This is a genomic window from Acetobacterium sp. KB-1, from assembly GCF_003260995.1.
Classification (GTDB): Bacteria; Bacillota; Clostridia; order Eubacteriales; family Eubacteriaceae; genus Acetobacterium; species Acetobacterium carbinolicum.
The window spans coordinates 749,428-770,259 of the sequence record NZ_CP030040.1 but is presented as its reverse complement, the minus strand read 5'-3'; the positions used below and the strand labels follow the sequence as shown (position 1 = coordinate 770,259).

General features: G+C 45.7%; 16 protein-coding genes and 1 riboswitch. Of the genes, 15 read left to right on the top strand and 1 reads right to left on the bottom strand.

Annotation, left to right across the window (positions count from 1 at the left end):
• Nucleotides 1-62: 62 nt before the first annotated feature.
• The 15 genes from DOZ58_RS03595 to DOZ58_RS03525 all read left to right on the top strand — a co-directional run bounded on the left by DOZ58_RS03595 (nucleotide 63) and on the right by DOZ58_RS03525 (nucleotide 19,415).
• Nucleotides 63-1,760, top strand: a complete 1,698-nt coding sequence (locus DOZ58_RS03595; protein ID WP_111887051.1) for an FAD-dependent oxidoreductase — start codon at nucleotides 63-65, stop codon at nucleotides 1,758-1,760.
• 51 nt (nucleotides 1,761-1,811) lie between these two features.
• Nucleotides 1,812-2,597 (top strand): ABC transporter permease, encoded by a 786-nt coding sequence (locus DOZ58_RS03590; protein WP_111887050.1) that lies wholly within the window; start codon nucleotides 1,812-1,814, stop codon nucleotides 2,595-2,597.
• Between the two features lie 11 nt (nucleotides 2,598-2,608).
• Nucleotides 2,609-3,652, top strand: coding sequence for an ABC transporter substrate-binding protein (locus DOZ58_RS03585; RefSeq protein WP_111887049.1), 1,044 nt, complete (start codon nucleotides 2,609-2,611; stop codon nucleotides 3,650-3,652).
• 12 nt (nucleotides 3,653-3,664) lie between these two features.
• Nucleotides 3,665-4,435 (top strand): ABC transporter ATP-binding protein, encoded by a 771-nt coding sequence (locus tag DOZ58_RS03580; protein WP_111887048.1) that lies wholly within the window; start codon nucleotides 3,665-3,667, stop codon nucleotides 4,433-4,435.
• 55 nt (nucleotides 4,436-4,490) lie between these two features.
• The gene (rffA, locus tag DOZ58_RS03575; RefSeq protein WP_111889669.1) at nucleotides 4,491-5,624 is read left to right on the top strand and encodes a dTDP-4-amino-4,6-dideoxygalactose transaminase; all 1,134 of its coding nucleotides are present in this window, start codon (nucleotides 4,491-4,493) and stop codon (nucleotides 5,622-5,624) included.
• A 107-nt stretch (nucleotides 5,625-5,731) separates the two neighbouring features.
• A riboswitch (cobalamin riboswitch) is annotated at nucleotides 5,732-5,916 on the top strand.
• A gap of 146 nt (nucleotides 5,917-6,062) precedes the next feature.
• Nucleotides 6,063-6,842 (top strand): AAA family ATPase, encoded by a 780-nt coding sequence (locus tag DOZ58_RS03570; RefSeq protein ID WP_111887047.1) that lies wholly within the window; start codon nucleotides 6,063-6,065, stop codon nucleotides 6,840-6,842.
• Entirely contained in the window at nucleotides 6,833-8,122 is a 1,290-nt protein-coding gene (locus tag DOZ58_RS03565; protein WP_111887046.1) for a nitrogenase component 1, read from the top strand. The genes DOZ58_RS03570 and DOZ58_RS03565 overlap by 10 nt, the downstream gene beginning before the upstream one ends.
• Complete coding sequence (locus tag DOZ58_RS03560; protein ID WP_111887045.1) at nucleotides 8,109-9,281, top strand: nitrogenase component 1; 1,173 nt, start codon at nucleotides 8,109-8,111, stop codon at nucleotides 9,279-9,281. The genes DOZ58_RS03565 and DOZ58_RS03560 overlap by 14 nt, the downstream gene beginning before the upstream one ends.
• Before the next feature lie 30 nt (nucleotides 9,282-9,311).
• Nucleotides 9,312-10,412 (top strand): ABC transporter substrate-binding protein, encoded by a 1,101-nt coding sequence (locus DOZ58_RS03555; protein WP_111887044.1) that lies wholly within the window; start codon nucleotides 9,312-9,314, stop codon nucleotides 10,410-10,412.
• A gap of 7 nt (nucleotides 10,413-10,419) precedes the next feature.
• Nucleotides 10,420-11,430 (top strand): iron ABC transporter permease, encoded by a 1,011-nt coding sequence (locus tag DOZ58_RS03550; protein ID WP_111887043.1) that lies wholly within the window; start codon nucleotides 10,420-10,422, stop codon nucleotides 11,428-11,430.
• Between the two features lies 1 nt (nucleotide 11,431).
• Nucleotides 11,432-12,202 carry an ABC transporter ATP-binding protein gene (locus tag DOZ58_RS03545; RefSeq protein ID WP_111887042.1) on the top strand — a complete coding sequence of 257 codons (771 nt, stop codon included), beginning with the start codon at nucleotides 11,432-11,434 and terminating at the stop codon, nucleotides 12,200-12,202.
• Nucleotides 12,203-12,225: 23 nt separating this feature from the next.
• Complete coding sequence (locus DOZ58_RS03540) at nucleotides 12,226-12,885, top strand: class I SAM-dependent methyltransferase (RefSeq protein WP_111887041.1); 660 nt, start codon at nucleotides 12,226-12,228, stop codon at nucleotides 12,883-12,885.
• 31 nt (nucleotides 12,886-12,916) lie between these two features.
• Nucleotides 12,917-13,366, top strand: a complete 450-nt coding sequence (locus DOZ58_RS03535) for a MarR family winged helix-turn-helix transcriptional regulator (protein WP_111887040.1) — start codon at nucleotides 12,917-12,919, stop codon at nucleotides 13,364-13,366.
• Nucleotides 13,367-13,566: 200 nt separating this feature from the next.
• On the top strand, nucleotides 13,567-15,945 hold the full coding sequence (locus DOZ58_RS03530; protein ID WP_111887039.1) for an ABC transporter substrate-binding protein: 2,379 nt from the start codon (nucleotides 13,567-13,569) through the stop codon (nucleotides 15,943-15,945).
• A gap of 5 nt (nucleotides 15,946-15,950) precedes the next feature.
• On the top strand, nucleotides 15,951-19,415 hold the full coding sequence (locus tag DOZ58_RS03525; protein WP_111887038.1) for an EAL domain-containing protein: 3,465 nt from the start codon (nucleotides 15,951-15,953) through the stop codon (nucleotides 19,413-19,415).
• 28 nt (nucleotides 19,416-19,443) lie between these two features.
• On the opposite strand, the gene DOZ58_RS03520 is transcribed toward DOZ58_RS03525, so the two are convergent.
• Entirely contained in the window at nucleotides 19,444-20,715 is a 1,272-nt protein-coding gene (locus DOZ58_RS03520) for an EAL domain-containing protein (protein ID WP_111887037.1), read from the bottom strand.
• Nucleotides 20,716-20,832: the final 117 nt, after the last annotated feature.

The following is a 20,832-nucleotide window of genomic DNA, read 5'->3' as shown; positions in this document are numbered from 1 at the left end:
AGCTTGGCAGAAAAACATAGAACGTTGTAAATGCAAAAAATCTACATATAAGGAGAAGACAAATGGGTAAAAAAGTAGTTATTATCGGTGGTGTTGCTGGAGGTGCTTCAGTAGCGGCGCGAACACGAAGACTGGATGAATCCGCAGAGATTATTATGTTTGAAAAAGGACCAAACGTATCCTTTTCAAATTGTTGTTTGCCCAATCACCTCAGTGGTATGATTGAAAATAGTGAAGATCTGGTGTTGATGACACCGGATGTCTTTAAAAAACAATATAATATTACCGCCCGGGTTAACCAGGAAGTTGTTGGGATCAAGCCTGAGCAGAAGACCGTTCAGGTTAAGGATCTGCTGGCCGGGAAAGAATATGAAGAAAGCTATGATGTCCTGTTTATGGCACCTGGGGCCAACCCAATCGTACCTAAAATTTCTGGTTATGACAAAGCCCATGTTTTTTCGGTCAAAAATGTGGTAGATATTGATAAGATCAATAAGTTTGTTCAGAATGGCGTCAAAGATGTGGTTGTTGTCGGTGGTGGCTTTATTGGAGTAGAGGTTGCCGAAAACCTGAAACTGGCAGCGGCTGGTTTTAATGTTACCCTGGTAGAAAAAGCTGATCAGATCATGTGTACCCTCGATTACGACATGGTCCAGATTCTCCACAAAGAGCTGATGGACAATGGGGTAGAACTGATTTTAGAAGATGCCATTGCGACCATTGGTGACGATGCAGTCGTTTTGGAATCCGGAAAAACGCTAAAAGCCCAGGCCGTGGTAATGGCCATCGGGGTCACTCCAGATACCCGACTGGCCCAGCAAGCCGGACTTGAAATTGGTGAAACTGGAGCGATACTGGTGAACCACCACTATCAGACCAGTAACCCAAACATCTATGCGGTAGGTGATGCCGTTGAAGTGTATCATCAGTTGACCCACAAGAAAACAAAGTTGGCGCTCGCTGGCCCAGCTCAGAAACAGGCCAGAGCGGCTGCCGATCATCTGTATGGGATACCAACCCGAAATAACGGCGTTATTGGTTCATCCTGCATCAAGATTTTTGAAATGAACGTGGCCTCTACCGGTTTAACTGAATCCATGGCAAAAAGATGCGGTATTCCCCATGACATGGTTTACTTGATTCCCAGCGATATTGTTGGCATCATGCCTGATGCGAATCCCTTCTTTTTTAAACTGGTTTATGAAGTGCCTACCGGAAAGGTGATCGGGGCCCAGGCTGTCAGTCGGGGTAATGCCACCAAACGGGTGGATGTCGTTGCCGGGATGATTTCCATGGGTGCTACCTTAGAAGATCTTAAAGAACTGGAGCTCTGCTATGCACCAGCCTTTAGTACTGCTAAGGATCCAGTAAATTTTGCCGCCATGGTTGCCCTCAATATTCTCAATGGCGATTATAAGCAGGTACCGGTGACCGCGGCTCGACAATTGGTAGAAAGCAATGCCTTTATCATCGATGCCAGAGAACCGGATGAATATCAAAAAAGTCATCTGATCAATGCAGTAAATATCCCCTTAAGTCAATTCCGTCAGCGACTGGCTGAGATTCCCAAAGATCAACCCGTTTACATCCATTGCCGTAGCGCCCAACGTAGCTACAACATGGTTCGGGCGCTGGGACAGCTGGGTTTTGACAATATTTTTAATATTTCAGGTTCCTTCCTGGGAATTTGTACCTATGAATATTTCAATGATCAGATAAAGAATCGCAAACCCATTGTAACGAACTATAATTTTTGTTAAGATAAGACTTAAATAAACAACAGGCTAAAGGCCCAGAAATCAGGAGGACGCATGCAGAACAAGAAGGATTTTGACAAAAACCATCGGATGCTGACGCTTTTGACCTGGGCCTTTATTTTTCTGGTTTGGTTTATCATTACCCGGTTTAATCTCGTTTCAAGCCTGATTGTGCCATCACCCGGGGAAGTGGTCCAGACCTTTTTTGCGATTATTAAAGACGGTTATAATGGTATTAGTCTATGGGAACATCTGGGCATCAGTCTGTTTCGGCTTTTTATTGCTTCAGTATTGGCCATTGTTACGGCTGTGCCACTGGGATTATTTAGCGGCTACTTCAGTAAGTTTGGAGCGATTGTGGATTCCGTCGTACAGTTTTATCGACCATTGCCGCCACTGGCTTATTATGTAGTGCTTATTCTCTGGTTGGGGATTGATGAGTCATCTAAAATTACGCTTTTATATCTGGCTGCATTTGCGCCTATTTACATTGCCTGTGTGTCGGCGGTGTCCAATATCCGGGTTGAGTATCTGCTCAGTGCCAAGTCTCTGGGAGCCAGCGGTAAGGATTTGTTTTTTCAGATCGTTTTTCCGGCCTGTTTGCCGGATATTTTCACCAGCATTCGGACGGCGGTGGGGGTAGCCTATACCACCTTGGTATCGGCGGAGATGATTGCGGCCACATCCGGTCTGGGCTGGATGGTTATTGATGCTTCCCGGTATTTAAAAAGTAGCGTGATTTTTGTTGGCATTATCATTATGGGGATATCAGGAGTCCTAATTGATCAAGGGCTGAAGGCCCTGGAAAAGAAAATTGTCTTTTGGAAGGGATATCAATAGGAGGTTAGGAAATGAAAAGAGTAATAAAGAATAAGGTCTGGGTGCTGGCAGTGCTGGTAATTATGGTTGTAGTGGCAGGGCTGTTTAGCGGCTGTCAAAGTCAGAATGATGGGGGCGCCTTACCAAAGAAAGTGAATATCGGTTATCTGCGGGTACCCAATGATGAGACGGTGAGTAAGACACGCGATATCTTTGACGCTTATTTTAATGAACTGGGTGTACCCTATGAGTTTATCGTTTTTGACTCTGGCGTAGATGCCAACAAGGCCCTGGCTTCTGGCAGTATCGACTTTGCCACCATGGGAAACACCAATGGGATTATTGCTTTGTCCAGGGGTATTGATGTGGAACTGATCTGGATTCATGAGGTGCTGGGGGAAATCGAAGGTCTGGCGGTGAAGAATGGCTCTAATATCACTAAACCAGAAGACCTGGTCGGTCAGAAGATTGCCACCCCTTTTGCCAGTACCGCTCATTATAGTCTGCTTAATTATTTAAAAGAAGCTGGCATAAAAGATCAGGTGCAACTGCTTGACATGCAAACATCGGAAATTGTGGCCGCCTGGGAGCGGGGTGATATTAACGCTGCTTATACCTGGCAACCCACCCTCGGTGATCTCGAAAAAAATGGCAGCATCCTGGTTAACAGTGCAGAGATGGCAAAAAAAGGCTATGTCACAGCTAATGTCTGTCTGGTTCGAAAAGAATTTTCTAAAAACTATCCGGATCTGGTCGCCGGTTTTGTAAAAGGCCTCAGTGAAGGTGGAGATCTTTACCGCAGCAATCCGCAGGAAGCGGCCGAAAGTGTAGCGGCTGAACTGGGTATCACCGCCGAAAATGCTTTGATGCAGATGACCGGTTCAATCTGGCTGACGCCGGAGGAACAACTGGGATCAGATTATATGGGGTCTGTCGGTAAGCCCGGGAATTTTTCTAAAATCATGAAAGATACTGCGGATTTTCTGCAAAGCCAGAAATCCATTGACAATTCACCAAGCCAGGAAGAATTTGACGCTTTTATTAATTCAACGTATATTGAGATGTCATTAGAATAAGGATGGATTAAGATGAAAAACGAGCTGATTATCGAAATTGACAATTTAACCGTGGATTACCCCAACGAAAACGAACCCGTCCGCGCCCTGGATGGGGTAAATCTGAAGATCAATCAGCATGATTTCATCTGTGTCTTGGGACCTTCGGGTTGCGGAAAAAGCACCCTGCTTAATGTTATTGCCGGGTTTACCCTGCCGAGTGAGGGCACCTTTTTAATGCAGGGTCAGCCGGTTTCAGGGCCGGACCGTCAACGGGGTGTGGTTTTTCAGTCGGCGTCTCTTTATCCCTGGATGAGTGTCCGTAAAAATGTCGAGTTTGGCCCTAAAATAAAAGGGCTTCCCAAAGACGAGATCACCCGGATTGCCAACCATTATCTGACCCAGGTGCATCTGCTGGAGGTGGCCGATCAGCCGCCCTTTCAACTGTCCGGGGGGATGAAACAGCGGGTGGCGCTGGCCCGGGCACTGGCCAATGAGCCAGCGATTCTGCTACTGGATGAACCCTTTGGCGCTTTGGATGCACTGACCCGGATTCATATGCAGCAACTGGTGCGAAAAATCTGGAAGGATGATCAGAACACCATTTTTATGATCACCCATGATGTGGACGAAGCCCTGTCGCTGGGCACCCGCCTGCTGGTGATGTCCAAAAGTCCCGGCACCATTATTCAGGAATTTACCGTCGATTTTTGTGACCGGGTTGATAAACGCACCGGACGGGTTCAAGTGGATGCAAGCTATTTGGCCCTGAAAGAAGAAATCCTGGATTTGATTGACGTTTAAAGAACCGGTCAAGTCCCCAATCATTCACCAGATTAAGACAAAAGAGGAAATGACCATGATACCATTTAATATGCCCCTTTATTTGGGAACCGAAATAAAATATATAAAAGCGGCCATCACTAAAAATCATCAGATTGGTGGGGATGGCCCTTTTACGAAAGCCTGTTCGGACTGGTTGTGTCAAAACGCCCAGATCCCCGGGGCTTTTTTAACGAACTCCGGCACCGCGGCTCTGGAAATGACGGCCCTGCTGGCCGGCATCAAGCCCGGAGATGAGGTGATCATGCCGGCCTTCACCTTTGTGACCACCGCCAATGCCTTTGCCCTGCGCGGTGCCACCATTGTCTTTGTTGATATCCGGCCGGATACCTTAAACATTGACGAAACCCTGATTGAAGCCGCTATCACGTCCCGCACGAAGGTGATGGTGCCGGTCCATTACGGTGGCATTGGCTGCGAGATGGATGCGATTATGGCTATTGCCAGACGCCACGATCTGTTGGTGGTGGAGGATGCGGCGCAAGGTGTGATGGCCAGCTACAGAAATAAAGCCCTGGGAAGCATCGGAGATCTGGGCTGTTACAGCTTCCATGAAACCAAAAACTACACCATGGGGGAAGGTGGCGCCCTACTGATTAATCGCGAGGATCTAATCGAGCAGGCCACAATTATCCGCGACAAGGGCACCAACCGCCATGATTTTCTGGCGGGCCGGGTGGACAAATATTCCTGGGTCGATCTGGGTTCCTCCTATTTACCCAGCGAACTCAACGCGGCTCATCTTCTGGCTCAGCTGGAAGCCGCCGAAATGGTTAACCGGCAGCGGCTGAACCTGTGGCAGCACTATTATGAACGGTTAAAACCGCTGGTTGCGGCTGGCTATATTGAGCTGCCGGTAGTGCCGGAACACTGCCAGCATAATGGTCATCTGTTTTATATCAAAACCGCCAGTCAGCAGGAACGGAACGATCTGATTCACTGGCTCAAGCAGCATCAGATCTGTACCGCCTTTCACTATACCCCCCTCCATGAAACCCCCGGCGGCCAGAAATTCGGACGCTTTCACGGTGCCGACCGCTTTACCAGCAACGAAAGCCTGCGGTTGCTGCGGCTGCCATTATACTTTAGCCTTTCGGAGCCAGAGCTGGAGCGGGTGGTCGCAGAAATTGTCGCCTTTTATAAACGTTAACCCTGCAAGATATCGGCGATATTGTCGTAAAATCGGCATCAGAAATGTTTGTTGAGACTAAATAAAAGACTTGACGCGGTAACTGGTTAGTTGTATACTAGGCATACAATTAAATCAGAAATAGAGGTGGCTGGCATAGCAATGCCGGCATAATAGGGAAACAGGTGAAAATCCTGTACGGTACCGCCGCTGTATAAGAGGAGTTTTTCCAGGAATACCACTGATCATTTGGGAAGGTAGGAAAAATGAAGACGCTTGAGTCAGAAAACCTGCCTGTGTGGATATTCTTTTATTCTGCGTGATTACAGAATAGGTGAAGAACAAAGAAAGGCGTAGCGATGCCATTTCTTTGTATTTTAAATTCAGCATAAATACGGAGCTGCAGTTGTCATTATGATAACTGCGGTTTTTTTATTTAGGAAAAAATGGAGGTAAATTTTGGAAAGAATAGCGATTTATGGTAAAGGGGGAATTGGAAAATCAACCACGGTGTCCAATCTTTCCGCGGCTTTGGCCCAAAAAGGGTTAACAGTGATGCAGATCGGGTGTGATCCTAAATCAGATTCAACCATCAACCTGACTGGCGGAAAACGCATCCCGACAGTGCTGGAAGTGATTCGGGATAAGGATATAGCTACGAGACTTTCTGATCTTGTATTTACTGGCAGTGGCGGGGTCCTCTGTGTCGAAGCTGGTGGACCAAAACCTGGAATCGGCTGTGCCGGTCGGGGAATTATTGCGGCCTTTGAAAAACTGGCTGAATTGAAAGCCAATGATGTTTATAACCCGGATGTCGTCATTTACGATGTGTTGGGAGATGTGGTCTGTGGCGGTTTTGCCATGCCGATCCGTAATGGCTATGCCGACAGCGTTTGCATTGTGACTTCGGGAGAAAGCATGTCGCTTTATGCCGCCGATAATATTGCTGCTGCGGTGCGATCTTTTGGTTCCCGGGGATATGCCAGTCTGAAGGGGCTGATCCTCAATAAGAAGGGGATTGTCAATGAAGCGGCTATTGTTGCTCAGTCCGCCCGGGAAATTGACACCGCAATTCTCCACACGATTGAACGCGATCCACTGGTGCAACAGGCCGAAGCCTTACATCAAACCGTGATTGAGGCCTTTCCGGAAAGCCCTCAGGCGCGATCCTATGCGGCGCTGGCGGATAAATTGTTTGACTGTGAAAAAACCGCCGGGAGGGCAGCAGCATGCGTTTAAACAGACTGTCAGAAATTAACCATAATAAGGATATTTATGGGGCGTCGGTGGCTATTTCATGTGGGGTTTTTTGTCCAACCTTCGGGGTGGCCGTAGCAGCGCCGCTGATCAGAGAAGCGGCTGTCCTGGTCGTCGGAACGGCTGAATGCACCTGGTATGCCCGAAACAGCTGCATCTACCACAGTGAAGAACCGGGCTACGAGCGGTTTTTTGCCGGTGTCTTTGAAGACACCGATATTATTTTTGGCAGTCGCGATGGCATCCTGACAGCCTTGCTGCAGATCGCCAAAGATCCCCGGATCCGTTGTATTTTTTTAGTCAGCACCTGCATTCCTGAAATTATCGGTGAAGATCTGGAAGCCATTAGTCAAGCCGCCGAAAAGGAATGTGGCATTCCGATTCTGCCCATTCATGTGGCCCATTATGACCGAAACTGCAATGAATTTGGGGTGGCGGTGTCCCAGACCATGAAAGCAATGGTCCGGCTGATGAAACCGCAAACGGTCAAACCGGGAACGGTTAATCTGTTGGGACGAAATTTTCATGCCGGAATCGAAGGCTCTCTGAAGGATTCGGAACTGCTGGGACTGCTTACGCAAAACGGGATTACGCTTCATCTGATCATTCCGGAACCCTGTAACATTGAAGCCCTTCAGAGCGCCCCGGCGGCGGCCCTGAATATCGTCACCAGCGAGGTCGGTCGGGAACTGGCAATGGCCTTGGAAGACCAGTTTGGCACTCCCTACGTTTTCTTTGAACCCTCTTTTGAGCTGGATAAGATCCGATCAGGTTACCAGCAGCTGGCAGGACATTTGGGTATCTCGATTCAAAAAATAATTGAAAAAGCTCATCAAAACGCCGTTTCGCAGCTGCAAGAGGCGCGGCAGGTGCTGGCCGGAAAAAGCTTTGTCAATGGTGGTCGGCCGCCGGATGCCTTTGAAGCGGCGGCATTTCTGACCTCCCTGGGAATGGTGCCACTGCTGATTAACGCCTATCGGCTCACGGATAACAGTCAGGAGCAGATTGATCGGATTCTCGATCAGGGTTGGGATCCCTATGTGAATTACGTAGCCAATCCCAATGCGGCAGTCAGTCTGATGCCGGAACTTTTACCGGATTTATACATTGGTTTTGGACCGGTGGATTATTTAAAACAATTGGGAATCTTGCACCTGGAACGACTCGTGCCACCGGGAAAAATTGGCTATGAAGCGATCACCTGGGCACTGGCGGCGGTCAAATCAGTTTTAGCGGGAGGTGCACCGGATGTATCTTTCTAACAATTATCCCGTCCCATCGGAACGGATGGGTTTGCTGTGGGCCCTCAGCGGCGTCAGGGAGCTGGTGATTGTGGAGTTCGGGCCGGAGGGCACGACCCGCTATTTGCTGGAATCGTTAAAAGAATTCGGGAATGCGGCGCAGGCCAGCTTTTACACCACCACAATGGATGAGGATGTCGTGGTGTTTGGTAACTATGACCGGCTCAATCAGGTCTTGATGGAAATTGATCAGCGCCTTCACCCCGAAGTGATTGTGGTTCTGGATTCATCAGTGGCCGCGGTGATCGGGGTGGATCTTGATGGCATCTGCCATGAAATCAAACCGCACATTGACGCCAAACTGATAACAATTAAAGGAGGTGGTCTGAAAAACGACTGGACCGTGGGGATTGAAACGGCATTGCGTTTACTGGGTCAGATAGCCATTAAAAATCGGCCTAAAAAGAATCGGTTTAACATCATCGGCTGCTGTGCCGATGAATACAATCATCTGGCCGAAGCCGCTGAAATTAAAGACATGATGGCAAAGTGTTTTGCTATGGAACTTAATTGCAACCTTTCCGGAAACACCAGTGTCGCCAGTTGCAGAAATATCGGGCAGGCGGTGGTAAATCTGGTGCTCCGGCAGGAGGGACTGGCGCTCGCACAAGATCTGCAGCAGCGGTTCGAGATTCCCTATGTTGATGGCCGGCCTTACGGGTTGGTAGGAACCCGGGCCTGGCTGCAGAAGATTGAACGTGTTATTAACCAGAAGGCCGATTATGCCGCCGTTCATCAGGCCGTAACAGCACTGAAAATAGCCAAGGAACAGGTCATTCAAAAGAATTCGGGAAAAACCATCGTACTTTGTGGCCATGAAGATAGCGTCCGGGGTTTAGCTGAGTTTTTTAAAGACGAGCTGAATCTTGAAGTATATTTTCTAAAGAGCAGTTGGTGCTCCCGTTCCACCGAGTTGTCGGTGATCAGTCAGTCGGCCTATGAAAAACTCAGAAGTCATCAGGACGTTCTGGTTCTGGCAGATGGGTTGCAAATCAGAGACCTGCCGAGCGTGGATCGGATTCAGGTTGCCCATCCCAAAATTGCCGGGTTCACTGAAGATCAGCCGGGTTTAATGGGTTTTCGTGGAGCGGCCTATCTGCTGAACAAACTAACTAAATAAATTGATTAAATCTTAAAGGAGACAGGAAGAATGAAAAACAGATTAAAACGTGTCTTAATTATCAGTATGTGTTTGCTGATGGTCAGTCTGTTAGCGGGCTGTGGCGAAACAAAAAAAGATGAAACCAGTGAGGCTTCAAAATCAGAGCGAACGATTACCGATCTGGCTGGAAAAACAGTCACCCTGCCAGCCGTGGCAGAAATCAAAAATGTGGTGATCATTGCGCCACCGCTGTTATCCACCTATGTCAGCAACGGATTGAGTACCGACAATATCGTTGGTGTCAGTGCGATCGCGCTGACCGAAATGAATAAAGTTTTATTGGATTACTTTGTTCCCAATAATAAAGAAATCAACACGACCTTTGTATCATCTGCCTATGAATCTAATGCCGAAGAACTTCTAAAGCTTGATCCGGATATTATTTTAGTCTATGGAGATACCCAAAAAAAAGGTCTGGAGACGATTCAGGTCCCCGTGGTGGACTTTTTTATAAAGAATCAGGTTAACGAAGACTGGTCGGTCCAGATTGATCAGTTGATGCGGGAAATTTTTGGTTTGGAAGATGACAATTCGCTACAACAGGAATGGGATATCGCCAATAAAAAGGTCGATACCATTCTTGCTGAAATCGGCAGTGTCGAAAAACAAAAAGGTCTGATGATTATGAGTAACACCGGAGATAAGATTACTGTTCGTGGTGCCGGTACTTATGGGGATGACTGGTTAGTGAAAAGTGGATTGGTTAATGCTGCGGCTGAGCTAAGCGGTGAAAACATTGAAGTAACCATGGAACAACTGCTAGCCTGGAACCCTGATATTGTCTATGTTTTTCGGGGATTACCGGCAGATCAGTATTTATCAGGTTCGATTGCCGGCCAGGACTGGTCTCAGATTCAGGCTTTCAAAGACGGTAAAATCTATAATACTCCGGTGGGGATTATGAACTGGGGTACTCCTTGTGCTGACTCACCGCTGATGATTCAATGGCTGGTCAGCAAAAACTTTCCCGAAAAACTGTCAGACAATGAATATCAAACGATTCTGAAGGAGTTTTATGAGCGCCGTTATGAAATTAAACTCAGTGACGAAATGATCCAGTCTATCTTGATTCCTGGTAGCGGTAAGTAAGATTTCAATGAAACCAATCACCAGGAATAACACATTTATAGTATTGCTTTTGGGGTTACTAATCGTTTTTTCTTTTGCTTCACTATTTTTAGGTCGGTATTATGTCGAGCCGGAGCATGTTTTAAAGCTGCTCTGGTCCGGACTGTTAGGCAGTCCTCTTGATAGTGTTGATAAAACGGTAGTACTTGACATTCGGCTACCGCGGCTTTTTATAGTTATTCTGGTGGGCGCTGGTTTGTCTGTCAGCGGGGCGGCTTTTCAGGGCTGTTTTCATAATCCTCTGGTCAGCCCTGATGTATTGGGGGTTAGTGCCGGGGCCGGTTTTGGTGCCGCCCTGGGAATTCTTTGGACTAATGGGGTTACCACCGGGGTTACGGCTGCGATGGCTTTTGCTTTTGGGCTTTTAAGTGTAGTAGTAAGCCTACTTCTTTCGCGGTTAAAAAACGAATCCTCAATTTTAGCGCTGGTCTTATCCGGGATCATTGTTTCGGCCGTGTTTAACGCCCTGATTTCGCTGGTCAAATTTGTGGCTGATACCGATTCTCAGTTGCCGGCGATTACCTTCTGGCTAATGGGAAGCTTTTCAAACACGACCTTTGAAGACCTTGGTAAAATCATTGTACCGATTTTGGTTGGCATTGGGGTATTAATCGCTGTTCGATGGCGGATAAACGTTTTAACATTGGGGGATGAAGAAGCCAAAACCTTGGGGATCAACCCCGGAAAAACACGTATGATCATTATTGCCGCGGCTACCATTATTACGGCATCGTCGGTGGTGGTAGCGGGCATCGTCGGTTGGGTAGGCCTGATTATTCCAAATTTGTGCAGAATGATTGTTGGCTCAGACCATAAATATCTGATGCCGGCATCCTGTTTATGTGGCGCGGTATTTTTATTGACAGTGGATTTTATTGCCCGGGTTTTAACCCCCTCTGAAATCCCCATTGGAATTCTGACAGCCATTATCGGAGCGCCTTTTTTCGCGCTGGTTTACAAGAAAACAGAGGGGTGTTGAGATGCAACTGGCAGTAATTAAGGGTAGCTATGGCTATCATCCGGAAAATAAGGTGCTTTCGCAAATTAGTTTTGAACTTGCACAAGGGCGGATTATGACTATCCTGGGGCAAAATGGGATTGGCAAAACTACCTTGCTGAAATGCATGATGGGCCTGCTCAAGTGGCAGGAAGGCGAAACCCGGGTTGATGGCCAGGTGTTTACCTCAATGCTGGATCGTGATGGGATTGGCTATGTTCCTCAGGCGCATAAAACTGTTTTCGCTTTTTCGGTTTTTGATATGGTCACCATGGGACGAAGCCGTCATGTGTCGATCTTTGGGATGCCTTCAAAGCTGGACCGGGAAAAGGTACTGGAGGCGTTGTCCATAGTCGGCATCATCGATTTCAAAGATCAACTTTGTTCTCAATTAAGTGGGGGACAATTACAACTGGTTTATATTGCCAGAGCATTGGCTAACGAACCGAAAATTCTGATTATGGATGAGCCGGAATCCCATCTCGATTTCAAAAACCAGTTTTTGGTTTTAAAACTGATCCAGCGGCTCAAAGACGAACAGGGGATCTCCTGTATCATCAATACCCATTATCCTGAACACGCCTTACGGATTTCAGATGATACCTTGCTGCTGGGAAAAGGTCAGTATGGATTTGGACCGAGTCACGAAATGATTACTGAAGCAAATATCAAAGACTATTTTGAAGTAAATGCAAAAATTTATACCATTCCGGGGCTGAACAACCAGAAAAAAGCCTTTACGGTAGTGGATTAGAGAATTAATGAAAGAGGAAAAAAATGGCTACTTTTGATGAAGAAATAAAAACGGTCTGGAATCAGCATGCAAAACATTATGATAAAAAACATAATCAGCGCGAAGATCGCGATATTTGGAAACAAATTCTGGTGGAACATATTGGTAAAGATAAAAACCAGAGAGTTTTGGATATGGGAACCGGCACTGGTTTTTTGGCGCATTTAGCAGCAGAGGCGGGTTATCGTAGTGTGGGTATTGATTTTGCGGAAAAAATGGTGGCACAGGCAAAAGAAATTGCTAATGAAACTAACCTGGACATTGACTTTATTCAGGGAGACTGGAATGAGCTTCCTTTTGAGAATGATAGTATTGACGTGATCGTTAATCGTCTGATTATGTGGACGGTTTTCACGCCGGAAGAAACCCTGAGGGAGTGGTGGCGGGTTTTAAAACCAGGTGGCAGGATTTTGTGTTTTTGTCCAGAAGATACAAAAGAAAGGATGCCAAGTCATTATACCGAAGCGATTGAAAAGCTGTTACCACTGCGTAATGCCAATTCAGTACAGTTTGCGCAAACGCTGAAAACGACTGGGTATCAGCAGATCAGCATTACTGAATTACCGGAATTATGTGGTGATAAACTCTTTAGGCACTGGGCCCTGATTAAAGGTGAAAAGGAAATTATGTCGTCAACTAATTGAATTATGCCAAACCATCGGTTATAATTTATTCATGAAAGAAGATGTAAATGCTGTAATTAGTGAATATATAAAAATGGTTGAAAAGATTGCCAATGGAAAGACTAACGTTCTTGACTTTGGAGGTGATCTGGTTTTTTATCGCGGGGAAATTCATATGATCAAGATGATCGGCGATTTTCCGGGAATCTTTGTATCGGAGATGGCGAGAAACTTTAATATTACCCGAGCGGTGGTTTCCAAAACCATTAAAAAGCTGGAAGCGAAGAATGTCGTCTATAAGGCAATTGATGAAACGGATAAAAAGAGGATGCGGCTTTATCTGACAGAGAAAGGAAAAGATGCTTATCGGGCGCATCAAAAGTATCATAATCATTATGACAGTCCACTTTTTTCCTACCTTGATGGACTGGCGAGGGAAGAACTTGAAGTAATTGACGCTTTTTTAAAACGGGCAAATTTACTGATTGACAATCATTTTTAGCAAACGGCACCGGGACTTTAAACCAGAGTCCTGGTGCTGTTTTTATTTGCAGTGAAGAGTATTCATCAATGATTCAAATTGCGCAAGTATAAATGAAATAAAACAAGTGATTGCTAAACGAAAAATAAGAGCGTATACTGATTGTAATACATTTAAAATAATTAGTCAGGAATCGAAAATATCAGTTTAAAGGAGGAAAAATGAAAAAGTCTATTATTACTTTAACCCTTGTCTTGGCATTGGCACTGGGAGTTAGTTTTTTTATGATGCCAGCAGCATCGGTTCAGGCTAAGAGAACGGTTGAAATTGGGGTCTTGTTGCCGATTACGGGGACCTGGAAGGCCACCGGAACGGCTGGCGAAACAGCGTTAGATGCGGCGCTGCCATTTGTCAATGATTATCTGGCTGACCGTGGGATGCAGATGGTACTGGAGATTCGGGATACCCAGAGTAACCCGGATAAGGCCTTAAGTGAATTGGAAGCACTAAAGGCAGCGGGAATTACCACGGTGATCGGACCAATGATCAGTGACGAGGCCCTGGCGGTAGTACAGTATGCCAAAGACAACAAGATGCTGTTGCTAAGTCCATCGGCAACTGCTACCGAATTATCTCAGCCGGACACTTTCTTTCGAATGGTGGGTACCGATGCCAGTCAGGTTGATGGTTTGACCCGGATTATGAATACGGTTTACAAAAAGAAACATCTCATCACCGTTTTTGTGGATGATACCTATGGCCGGGGATATGATACCTATCTCCAGCAAATGGCCCCGGCTCAGGGGATGGATGTGATCGGAACGGTTGCCATAGCCGCTGAAAATCCAGATCTTGCCAGTGTAGCGGAAAGCGTGAAATCACTGGCAGCTGGTGCGGATGCGACCAATACCGCCGTGGTGATAATTGCCCCCAGTCAGACTGGCGCAGATCTCATTAAAAAGGTAATGACTGATGATCAGCTGTCGGCTATGAAATGGTTCGCCAGCGCTGATATCATCGGTAATCCAGCAATTTTAACGGATCTTCAGGTAGCTGCCTTCCTGGAAAAAACCGGGATGGAAGGGTTGACCCTTGGAGATAAGGGGGTTTCTCTGGATGCAATGCCGATAATCAGCGAATTGCTCAATGGTGCCACTGATTATTCTCCCTATGCCATCACCACCTGGGACGCCCTGTGGTTGCTGGCAGATACCTACGCTCAGGCGCCGGAACTGGATGAGGTGAGCGATTTTGATACCCTGAAAGCTAATCTGGTTAGGGCTGCGGGCAATTTTAGAAATGCCTTTGGTTCCTTTAATACCATGGATGAAAACGGGGATACCCGCGGCTCTAAATACTTGCGCTATATCTGCATTAAAGATGGTGATAGCTATAGCTGGAACTGTAAGGGACATATTGTCGATCTGGGAAAAGGTGAGCCGATTATTCAAACCATTGACTGGAAAGTGGCCGCCGATGGAGGCAAGGTTCAGGTTGGGGCATTGCTGCCATTGACGGGTAACCGCTCGGAAAACGGTGAAGATATTCAGATGATTCTGGATCAGGCTATCACACGTTTCAATACCTATGCAGCATCGGTGGGATCGGATCTGGAATTAGCGCTGGTGGTGGAAGACACCGGCAGTGATAACGAACAGGCTAAGCAGGCGGCCCAAAAGCTGGTCGATCAGGGCGTTACAAGTATCATCGGTCCGATTAACAGTACCGAACTGGAAGCGGTTAAACCGATCATCGATGCGGCGGGAATCGTGGCGATTTCACCGTTATCCTCCAGTGCTTCATTAAGCGTGACCGATCGGATCTATCGGCTGGTCTTAAATGACAGCATCGAAGCCAAAGCCCTGTCGGGCTTGCTGAAACAGGATAGCATTGACAAACTGGTTATCATCCATGCGGATGATAGTTATGGCACGGATATGGTGGAACTGATGAAACAGGCCTTTGTCGGTGATGTGATGGCTGTGGCTTACGATCCGGCTAGTGATGATTATAGCGCGACGCTGGCCCAGGCTGAGGCGGCTGTCGAAACCGGGGATGCTGCTAGAACAGCCGTATTAACCGTTTCATATGCTGAGATTGTCGATTTGTTTGGCCGTATCGGCGACGCCAGCCCGCTGTTGCAGGTGAAATGGTACGGAACTGACAGCTCAGCCCTTTCCAAGGCAGTGCTGGCTGATCAAACTGCCGCTCAAAATGCGGCTTCGGTTGATTATACCACCATCGACTTTAGCCCCTATGGCGATAAGTTTGATCCGCTCTATTATGTTATCAATAGCAAACTGAAAACCGATGAACCACTAAAGGAAAGTCTGATCAGTTCATTTGATGGGATCTGGCTGTTGGGTTGTGCCTATCTATCTGAAGGCACTGCTGCAACCCCGGAAACAATCAACACCTATGTCGATAATAACGGCTTCCGCGGGGTTGGCGGGGTATTGCGGTTGGATAAAAACGGCGACCGTCAAATTGGCTATTATAAATTCTATCATCTGATACCAGATGAAGCCGGATATTTATGGGAGAATAATGGGATTTACAGTCAGGATATACTCAAACCGGGCGTTATGGAAAGGTGGTGAGCAGGATGGCGTTAGATAACTTATTTAATCGCATAAAATTAAAAGAATCGTCAACTTTACCGGAAAAGGATCAATGGTACCTCGAGAATCGTCGTCATGCTCAGGAAATGATGAAAACGGGAAGTTGGACCTACGAAATTGGGAATGATACGGTCTATTTTACCGATGAGTATTATCGTATTTTTGAGACAGCTCCTGATCAATTAGGAGAAAATGCGGAGTCTTATTTTCAATATGTCAGCAAAGAAGATGTGAGCAAGGTAAAGAATTCACGTGAGCTGGCATTTTTGGGAAAGGATCAGGAACTGGAGTATCAAATTATCACTGGCCAGGGAAATGAAAAATTTGTCAAAGAAAAAACCCGAACCCTGGTGGATGAAATGGGTAAGCCCAAAAAAATTATTGGTGCGCTTCAGGATATTACCAGTGAAAAAATTATTGAAAACAGTTTAAAAGAACTGGGTGAGAACCTGAATTTAGGCCAAAAGGTTGCTGGCTTAGGCAGTTGGAAATACAATGCGGTAAAAAATGAACTCTTCTGGTCTGACGAAATCTATCGAATTTATGATCTCAAACCACAAGAGTTTAGAGGGACCGTTATTGAATTAATTGACTTCACCTATCCGGAAGATCGTTGTGTTTTAGAAGAGCTAACCCAAAAACGGTTAGCCCGTGAAAAATTTGATCTCCAATACCGGATTCAATTAAGAAACGGGACCATTAAATACCTGCGTCTGGTAGGGGAACCCATTAAGAACAAAGATGGACTTAATACAGATCTGGTAGGAACCATCCAGGACATCACTGAGATAAAAAAACTGGAAAATGAAATTATTTTTATTAAAAAAAATCTTGAGCAAGCGCAGCGACTGGCAAAAATTGGAAGCTGGGAAATGAATGTCAGGAAGGAGGAGAATTTCATGTCAAATGAAGCGCTCCGCATTTTTGGCATCACAGCCGGGGAATTTGAAGGGACCTTTGAGGATTTCATGAACCGGGTGCATCCTGAAGATCGTGATATCATTATTGCTTCCATGTCTGGTCAGTTAACTGAAGATCCTTTTGAACTTGAATTTAGGGTAATTAGAAAAGATGGGACCTTTCGTGATGTTTTTCAAGTAGCAGAATTTAAGCTTGATGAAAGCGGTCAGATGATGCGGGCTTACGGGACCATCCAGGATATTACCGAAAAAAAAGAGTTCGAACGCGCCATCGAAACCAAACAGCAGGAGATCGACAAAATACAGCAACGAACAAGAATGCTCATTCAGGAGTCCGGGATGGTTTTTGAGATTATTGACGAGAATGGCATTATTAAATATATCAGTGATACCTCTCAAAAAGTTATTAATTACAATCCCGGGAGTATGATCGGTAAAAGTGTCTATAACTATTATGACCACGATGAAGCGGCTTATTTAAAGGGCCTGATTCATAGCGCCATGGAAAATAAAGAGAGCCCGGAAACGGGGATTATAACCTTTGGTAGAAAAACCGAGAAGCCAATTTACCTTGAGGTTCATATCCAGAATTTTCTGGATCATCCCATTATTCAGGGATTAGTTCTGGATTTTCGGGATGTAACTGATCGCATCATCATGCAACGGAAAATAGAAAAGCTGGCATCCTATGATGAAACAACCTCTCTGCCCAAACAAAATCAGTTTAAAAAAGAGCTAGCTGAAAAATGCCTAAAAGCGACAATTGACCAGCAAAGCCTGATTGTGTTAATGCTGGATTTTGAAGGGTTTAAAGAAATCAATCATTCGATGGGATTTAATGTCGGGCAACAGCTGATTGTTCAGATTGTCATGCGACTACGGGGGCTTTTGGGAAAAGATACCCTGATTTCTCGGTATTCGGAAGACCAGTTTGCCATTGTCATTGAGAAATTAATTAACCTGGAGTCCTACGAAGCCAGAGTTTTGGAAGTTATCAATTTTTTTGACCGTCCCTTTAAAATAGATATCTATGAATTTGATGTCAATGTGAATGTGGGAGTCAGTGTTTATCCGCTCGAAATACAAGCAAAAGACGGGGAGCAAGAGGACGAGTTGACGACAGAAACTCAAGCGCCGGATGAAATTGAACAGTTGGTTCAGTATGCCAACATCGCCCTGGTTTGGTCTAAAAAAGAAGGCAAAAACGGCTATCGGTTTTATTCCTCAGAGCTCAACATCCAAAACTATAAACAGCTCCAACTGCGCCACGATTTACGGATGGCCGTTAAACGCGATCAGTTTATGGTTTTTTATCAACCCATGGTACGGATAAAAAACAATGGGATCTTAGCCGTTGAAGCCTTGATTCGATGGAATCATCCGGATTGGGGAATTGTCTCGCCGGAAGAATTTATTTTCCTGGCCGAAGAAACCGGCGCCATTGTAGAAATGGGGAAATGGGTGCTTAGGAAAGTTTGTGAAGATCATCGTTATTGGATGATGAAGGGCTACGAACCAGTCTATGTTTCGGTTAATTTCTCCAGCATCCAGTTTTACGAGCGTGATTTTGTCAACAATATTACCGCTATATTAGCAGAATATGAGATGGATCCCAAATATCTGATCGTCGAACTGACTGAAAGCCTGATTATCGAAAATGCTTATAAAGCCATTGATGATATTGAAAAACTCCAGTCGGCGGGTATTCAAGTCGCACTGGATGATTTTGGTACCGGTTATTCTTCGCTAAGTTACTTGCAGTACTTTAATATTGATATCATAAAAATGGATGCGTCCTTTTTAAAGAATATTATGGCAGATAGGACAACAGCCATCATTGCCCAGGCGATTATTAATCTGACCAAGGAGTTGCGCATTAAACTGGTTTGCGAAGGTATCGAGAATTGGGATCAGCTTTCATTTCTCAGAGAAAATAATTGTTTTTCAGGGCAGGGATACCTTTACTCACGACCCGTTCCCTTTTTGAAAATTGATGAACTGCTGGAAAAAGGAAAGTGCCGACCGGTTCTCAGCAACACAACATTTAAACCCCGAGTTGAAAGGCGACGCTATTTCAGACAGGCCTTTCGTGATCTATTACGAACAGATCTGACAATTTTGAGAATTAAAGACAAAAAAATGAACGTGGGAAATTCAAAGGCCCTGATTAAAAATATTGGTCCCGGTGGGCTTTGCTTTATATCCAACATCCAGTTTCCACTGGAACGGGATTTCACCCTCAAGTTTAGCACGACTCTTTTAGGAAAAGAAATCATTGCCTTGGGGACCCCAGTTTGGAGCCAGGAAGCGGAGGGCAATCTCTTTGAGTATGGGATTAAGTTTATAATGGATGAAGCTGAAGCCGAGGAACTGACCCGGATTCTTTATGAGCTTCAGGTAAAAATGAAAAAGAATATTCTTTTTTCAGACGGCAGCTTTACCGATAAAACAGCCTATAACTATTTTAACGATCTCACCGGACAGCAGATCCCGGCGAAGGTCGATTTCAGCCAATATAAAAAAAGATGAACCCGCGGGTTCATCTTTTTTATGCCGTTTAAGGGCTAACAGGGAGGGGTTGCTGGGTTTCCAAAAAATCGACGCAGAGGATGTATTTTTTGGCTGCCAGTCGAAAAACCCGGGAATAGGTGATGCAGAGATTCCCGGTAGCCATCGAGACATAGGGTTCGGAAATGTAGGTATCCTGTTTGCGTTTGATCAGATTATAATAGAAGTTTTTAATTGAGTGATCGACCCCCATCTTAGCAGAATGAAACACCAGTTTTTCGCAGGCACCCATGTTTTTGGCACCAATTGTGTCGCTGCATTGAATTCCGGATTCATCCAGCACATAGGCACAATCCACCGCTTCTGTGAGGATCAGGCATTGGAGGAGCTGGTTGTCAAATTCATTGGGGTGATCCACCACCGCCAGAGCTTTGATCATCCCATTAACGGTTTGGGTGTAAGCCATACACTTCTGATTGTAATCCTCCAGCTCCTGGAGCAACAGGGCTTTATAGTTGTCTACCACCAAAGCGGTTTTAGCAATCAGTTCAGCTTTGAGAACAAAATCATCGCTGGGTTTGGCAAAATAGAAACCCTGGATTACCTGACCGCCCAATTTTAACACCTGAATCGCTTCGGTCCGGGTTTCCACCCCTTCGGCGACAATCAGGGCACCAATCTTATTAGTCAGATTTACCAGCGATTTAAAGACTTCCTGCTTGTGATAAATGCGATCGATATCCGCAATAATGGAGCGGTCAATTTTGACGATGTCTGGTTTTAAGCCGGCGATACGGTCCATATTGGAAAAACCGGCACCGACATCGTCCAGAGCGATCAAAAAGCCCTTGTTTTTATAGGTGGTCACAAATTGGGTCAAGCCTTGGGCGTCCATAGCTTTTGACTCATTGATTTCGATGACGATATTTTTAGGACTGATGCCGCTGCTATTAACTTGTTCCCAAAGGTAATTGGAGCCGCCCACCTTATCGATGATGGCCGTGTCCAGGTTGAGAAATAAGAGCAAGTCCCGATTTGTCTGATGATAATCCCGGAAGGCAGTAAGAACTGCATCCCGGCAAGCCCGATCCAGTGGGGTCGTCAGCCCGACTTTAGCAGCAGCGTCAAAAAGCAGCTTTGGTGGAATAATTTGGGTTGAACCCGGAATAATCCCCCGGATCAAGCCTTCCAATCCCAATATTTTTCTCCCAGTGACGGACATAATGGGTTGAAAATAAGCCATTAGTCTCTTTTGTCGGATGACTTCACTGATATTAAATGTCTTTTCTGTACAGATAATTTTGTGCGTTGTTATTTCCAATTTCTTCTCCAGAATTTTGCGATTTTCGTCTCTTTGATAAGTTGCTTTTACTATCCGATCCCGCAGCGAACAAGCGTTTAACAATTGGTCGGTACGGTAGTATAACGATACAGCAGT